The 993-nt window shown below is 50.7% G+C and carries 1 rRNA gene; it reads left to right on the forward strand.

Annotation, left to right across the window (positions count from 1 at the left end):
• Positions 1–993, forward strand: a 23S ribosomal RNA gene (locus IGS55_RS27785); the annotation flags it as partial.

Here is a 993-nt window from a genome sequence, read left to right on the forward strand (position 1 = left end):
ATAGGGAAGCCGTAGAGAAATCGAGTCCGAATAGGGCGATCAGTCGCTGGGTGTAGACCCGAAACCAAGTGATCTACTCATGGCCAGGATGAAGGTGCGGTAACACGCCCTGGAGGTCCGAACCCACTAATGTTGAAAAATTAGGGGATGAGCTGTGGGTAGGGGTGAAAGGCTAAACAAACTTGGAAATAGCTGGTTCTCTCCGAAAACTATTTAGGTAGTGCCTCAAGTATCACCATCGGGGGTAGAGCACTGTTATGGCTAGGGGGTCATTGCGACTTACCAAACCATTGCAAACTCCGAATACCGATGAGTGCGAGCTTGGGAGACAGACGTCGGGTGCTAACGTCCGGCGTCAAGAGGGAAACAACCCAGACCGCCAGCTAAGGTCCCAAAGATTGGCTAAGTGGAAAACGAAGTGGGAAGGCTAAAACAGTCAGGATGTTGGCTTAGAAGCAGCCATCATTTAAAGAAAGCGTAATAGCTCACTGATCGAGTCGTCCTGCGCGGAAGATGTAACGGGGCTAAGCCAGTCACCGAAGCTGCGGATATTGTTCTGTGATTTATCACAGATAGATATGGTAGGAGAGCGTTCTGTAAGCCTGCGAAGGTGTCTTGTAAAGGATGCTGGAGGTATCAGAAGTGCGAATGCTGACATGAGTAGCGATAATGGGGGTGAAAAGCCTCCACGCCGTAAGCCCAAGGTTTCCTGTTCAACGTTCATCGGAGCAGGGTGAGTCGGCCCCTAAGGCGAGGCAGAGATGCGTAGCTGATGGGAAGCAGGTTAATATTCCTGCACCGTCGTATGATGCGATGGGGGGACGGATCGCGGAAGGTTGTCCAACTGTTGGAATAGTTGGTTTTTGGCTCATAGAAGGCGCTTAGGCAAATCCGGGCGCGCAATTCAAGGGGTTGAGACGAGTGAATTTATTCACGAAGCAATCGGAAGTGGTTCCAAGAAAAGCCTCTAAGCTTCAGTCATACGAGACCGTA

The organism is Janthinobacterium sp. EB271-G4-3-2 (assembly GCF_020858035.1).
Taxonomy (GTDB): domain Bacteria; phylum Pseudomonadota; class Gammaproteobacteria; order Burkholderiales; family Burkholderiaceae_D; genus Janthinobacterium; species Janthinobacterium aestuarii.